Origin of the sequence: Rhodopirellula sp. JB055 (genome assembly GCF_043100905.1) — a bacterium.
Taxonomy (GTDB): Bacteria; Planctomycetota; Planctomycetia; order Pirellulales; family Pirellulaceae; genus Rhodopirellula.
The window spans coordinates 1-4,446 of record NZ_JBICHO010000268.1 but is presented as its reverse complement, the minus strand read 5'-3'; the positions used below and the strand labels follow the sequence as shown (position 1 = coordinate 4,446).

The 4,446-nt window shown below is 56.3% G+C and carries 3 protein-coding genes; 1 reads left to right on the top strand and 2 read right to left on the bottom strand.

Translation table 11 applies throughout. The annotated features are described in order from the left end of the window. Positions 1 to 1,089 (bottom strand): exosortase (gene xrt / locus ACF8AM_RS10870; RefSeq protein ID WP_392555657.1); only part of this gene is annotated, 1,089 nt, incomplete at its 3' end. Positions 1,090 to 1,928: 839 nt separating this feature from the next. After that, on the bottom strand, positions 1,929 to 3,095 hold the full coding sequence (locus ACF8AM_RS10865) for a type III PLP-dependent enzyme (protein ID WP_392555656.1): 1,167 nt from the start codon (positions 3,093 to 3,095) through the stop codon (positions 1,929 to 1,931). Positions 3,096 to 3,667: 572 nt separating this feature from the next. Between ACF8AM_RS10865 and ACF8AM_RS10860 the strand changes: the two genes are divergently transcribed. Continuing rightward, on the top strand, positions 3,668 to 4,222 hold the full coding sequence (locus ACF8AM_RS10860) for a Fur family transcriptional regulator (protein WP_392555658.1): 555 nt from the start codon (positions 3,668 to 3,670) through the stop codon (positions 4,220 to 4,222). The last annotated feature ends 224 nt before the right edge of the window (positions 4,223 to 4,446 follow it).

The window sequence follows — 4,446 nt, the reverse complement described above, 5'->3', positions numbered from 1 at the left end:
GACTGCCATCGCCGCCGCGATCGGCTTCGCCTGCAAACGGCCCAGTAGACGAGCCAACTGCAACTGAAACCCGAGTTCCTTCGAATCTGAAGCGGGCTGGTTGCTGCGGTAGTATTCGCCAACCGCGTCAACGTTTTGACCGTCGTCCACAAACCAGTTCCAGAAATGCAAGATTGGATTGTCGGGTTGTTCGTCCGATGTCGTTCCGGTCACGTGCATCAGCGTCATGATCATCCCGTCGAATGACCAAAGGAAGAATGCTGAAATCGCCAAAGTGGTGTATCCCAAAATGTCGTGCGCCCATCCGGATGCCAAATCCAGTGACATCCATTGATCAGCAACAGCGACCATGGACACCCGCAAAACGTTGCCACCCGCTGCAAGAATCAACGCGATGGCGAGATAGAAGGGAGCCAGCCACAATTTTCGGCGATTGATCGCAACGATCAGCGTGCTCAGAAACGCCATTGTGAAGACCGATTGGATTCCGCTGCACGCCTCGGCCACAAATAATTCTCGACTGGGCAGTTCGATCACGTTGTGGGTCACTGCATGGGGAATCGACAGAACATCCAGGAGTAGACTCGACATCATTGTGGTCAGGTGCTGCAGTTGGATCACGAGCAGTTGGTCGTAGCCAAGTGGTAAACGAACCAGCAGCAGCAACGGCAGCGCAAGGATCAATAGGCTCTTGTCGTGCGGGCCCCTCATCACGCTTAAACACGCCGCTGCGTAGCAGACAAACGCGATGGACATCATCCAAGGTGACCGGAAGCCCCAGCTACCGATCATGGCGAGCACGCCCACTGAAATCAGCAGCAAGGAACTGATTCGAGAGGGAGCGTAGAAGTAGCGATCACTGCGAGACCAAGTCAGCCAAACGACTGCTCCAATCGCAAATGGGAAGTACTGGTAGTGATCTAGACGCCACATTCGCGAGAAGTAGATCACCAGCATGGGAATGCACGCGGCCAGCAACGCCACCCAGAACCAAGTCCAAACTGATTGGATCACCGGAGTGCGAACAGGAGCCAGCGGCACCTTCGCCTTCGTCTTCATTGGAGCGATCGCGGGAGAATCTTCTGTCATGTCGATGTTTTGGTGCGGGGGGAAAGGTTGGTCCCCATGATAAGGTGCGTGCTTGCAGAACGCCAGAAATTGCAACAGGTCCGTAGCTGGATTCGCCAGAATTCAGACGAACGCGACAGCTGAGTATCGAATCCCAACCCGAACCCGTCAGTTTTGAAGTTGCGCTTTTCTCAGAACCCGAAGCGTCAGCGAGGGAAAAACGATGTTGACTTCGCCTCGCTGACGCTTCGGGGTATGAAAAAAACAATGCCTCACGCAAAAACGCAACTTCAAAAACCGTAGGTCAGGTTGTACCTGACGTTCCCGCCGATGCTTTGGAACAAAGCGAGTCGTGAACCCGTTCGCGAAATGGCGAACACCCGCGATCAGCAAGTTGGCGCTGCACAGCACTGGACTGCGAAAACATTGGTGTTGTGGACGGGATTGGTTGCGCAAGTTCTGTTCGACGACTTAGCCCCAACGGGGCAGCCCTATGACAACCCAGGGCAACGCCCTGGGTTACGGCTTCGGTAACGGAACCCCAGGCGATGCCTGGGGCTACGATCGAGCTGCCCCTTTGGGGCGTGGAACAGATACAAGATCCGTATCAATCCTTGATTTTTCGCTGCACAGCGCCAGGCCGAATGTTTTCCGATTTGTCCAGCAGCGAAACGACTTCAGTGGCTGGACTCGTCAGAGTTCAGGAGGAGCAGGGGCTTGGCCACGGGAGTGGCGACACAGGAACTGCCTGACCGGCACCGGCAAGGGCTATGCCGACCCTTCGGGCCTGAAAATGCATCTCGCTACCAGTAGCATCGCCCCGTGAAGCGAGAAAAAAGCGGCAAAGGACGTGCCTTCCGTCAATGGATCGCGACGCTGTTGGCAACTGGCAACCCATTGAATGGCGATGCGCTGGCGGCAGCGTAGGCACCCATCGATGGAACCAAGACCAATTCACCGACTTCCAAATCAGGAAGCCACTGATCACGCGAAACGATATCGGTGGAGTCGCAGGTTGGACCGGCGACCACGCAAGGAACGGTTTCTCGTGAGCCATCGTTTTCGACGAGCAGCGGGATGTCCGTGTGGTCGAAGATCTTGCCCGAGAACGATCCGTAGATGCCATCGTCGAGGAAGAACCAAGGCAATTCCCAGCGACGGCTCTTCCCGATCACGCGCGTGATCAGGGTCACGCTTTCGGTGCACAACCCGCGGCCTGGTTCGGCGATCAAACGGATCGCCAAGTCACCGAAGATCTCTCGCAGTCCGTTCGTGATGACTTCGCCAAAGGCTTCGATTGAAGGTGCGTCTTCGCGATACGGCGCGGGGAAACCACCACCGATGTCGAGGACTTCCAAGTGGTGTCCGGCTTTGGTGGCTTCGTCCCAAACTTCGCGAACGCTGCGGAGCACTTCGACATAGTCTTGTGGGTTGAGGCACTGACTGCCGACATGGAACGAAAACCCGCGAACTTTCAGGCCATTGGCTTTTGCCGTTGCCAACAGTTCCATCGCTTCGTGCATCGGGCAACCGAACTTCGCCGACAGGTTGATTCGGCTGGAGGCTCCGGTCGTTGCCAAACGCAACAACAAGTTCACATCCGGAGTCAGTCGGCGAATCTTTTCCGCTTCGATTGGGTTGTCGAAGACGAACCAGTTCACGCCGGCTTCATAGCATTCCCGAAGGTTTGCATCGGTTTTGCATGGGTGCGTGTGCAGCATGCGGTCTGGCGTGAAACCAGCGGCGAGTGCTGCCTTCAGTTCGCCAGGCGAGCAGACGTCGATGAATGCATTTTCGCCGTTGAGAGTCGACAGGAAATGCAGATCCGGGTTGGCTTTCGCCGCATAATAAAGATCAACACCTGGCAGGGCGTTCTTCATCGCCCAGTAGGTTTCGATGGCTTTGGATCGTGATACGACAAGCAAAGGTGTGCCGTGTTTTTCAGCGAGCTCTTTGGCGAGGTCGAAGGAAAGGTTCGGCTGAGCCGTTCGGGCGTTGGGTGCGCGCAGAGTGGTCGATGCGATCATGCGGCTGGGGTGCCTCCAATTGGGGACCAAGGTCAGTTGAGAAACGAAATACAGTCAAAACTTCGAAGCCCGGTGGCTTCGTCTGAGGGTTCCGATGGAACCCTGGCCGACTTCTTCTTCGCTGTTATCGAGCCGCGTCCTGGGCGCAATAACGTGTTGACCTTGGGGAGATCGCAATGGAGGTTGCGGCACCTTGCGGTATGGCAACGTTGTGCGTTTGGAGTGGGCGATTCCGCTAGGAAACGTCCTGCCAACACACTTCCGCCGCGCCCGTGAAGGGCGAGACCTGGTGTCGTGCTGATTGAACCGCAGTGAGTCGGTTCGCATCACTGAAATGCGATTGCACGCTCACTGTTTTTCAATCGGCTGCGGAAGATATCGACAGCGAATCCAAAAGTCGAGAGCGGAAATGACGATTTCCGTCGATTGTGTCGTTGCAGCGTGATCCACTCAGTCCTGCGGACGGAGACCGAGGCCTCGGCCCCGTTGATCTGCGTTTTTCGCGAGTCCTGGTGATTCTGCGACGGTTTCGCAGGGCTCCGCTCGGGACAAATCTGGACGGGGCTGCTATAGTGGGGTGCAAGCATTTCTTCTCTCTTTCTCAGCGGTCCGTTTTGTCTGACGTGTCTTCGGTTCCCGAATCTCTCGAACGTCTCGAGGTGGCTTTGACCCCTCAGGAGCGTTTTGAGGAGTATTTGCAGAGCAAGGGCCAGCGACAGACCAAGCCTCGTAAGTTCCTCGTCGAGAAGATTTTCTCTCAGCACGCCCACTTTGATGCGGATGAGCTGATCGAGAAGTTGCCTCGCAAGGGCGAGCCCAACTACGTCAGTTCAGCGACGGTGTATCGGTCGCTGCGGGAGTTTGTGGACGCTGGGTTGCTGAATTGTTTTCAGCTCGAGGGCCGCACGGTTTATGAACTGGATTACGGCTACCCTGCTCACGACCACCTGTACTGCACGCGTTGCCGCAAATTGATCGAGTTTCGTAGCGAGGAACTGATTGCGACGCGAGACGAAGCGGCCGCAAAACACGGTTTTCGCGTGTCCGGCCACCGGATGCTGGTCAGCGGTGTGTGCCGCGAATGCGGGAAGAATCGACGCAAAAAACGCAAGCAAGACTTGGTTTGAGTCGACGCGCGGCGATTGGATTGGCCGCGATTCTTTTGCCGGCGGCCAGCTTTCCTTGACCTCTTGGTCTGTCACGACTTGGTTTTAGGGTAGTGGGGGGGGGGCCGCCGGGGGCAGTAGGGGGCGAACCAAACCCCCAGCCCCCCCGCCCCCCCCCGGAAAAACACAAAAAAAAAAATTAGAAAAAAAAACAGCAAAACACACGCGTGCACGGCGCACGGGAG

Excerpts from the sequence above, each read along its gene's own strand:
- ACF8AM_RS10865 (WP_392555656.1), bottom strand. The coding sequence starts at position 3,095 with ATGATCGCATCGACCACTCTGCGCGCACCCAACGCCCGAACGGCTCAG.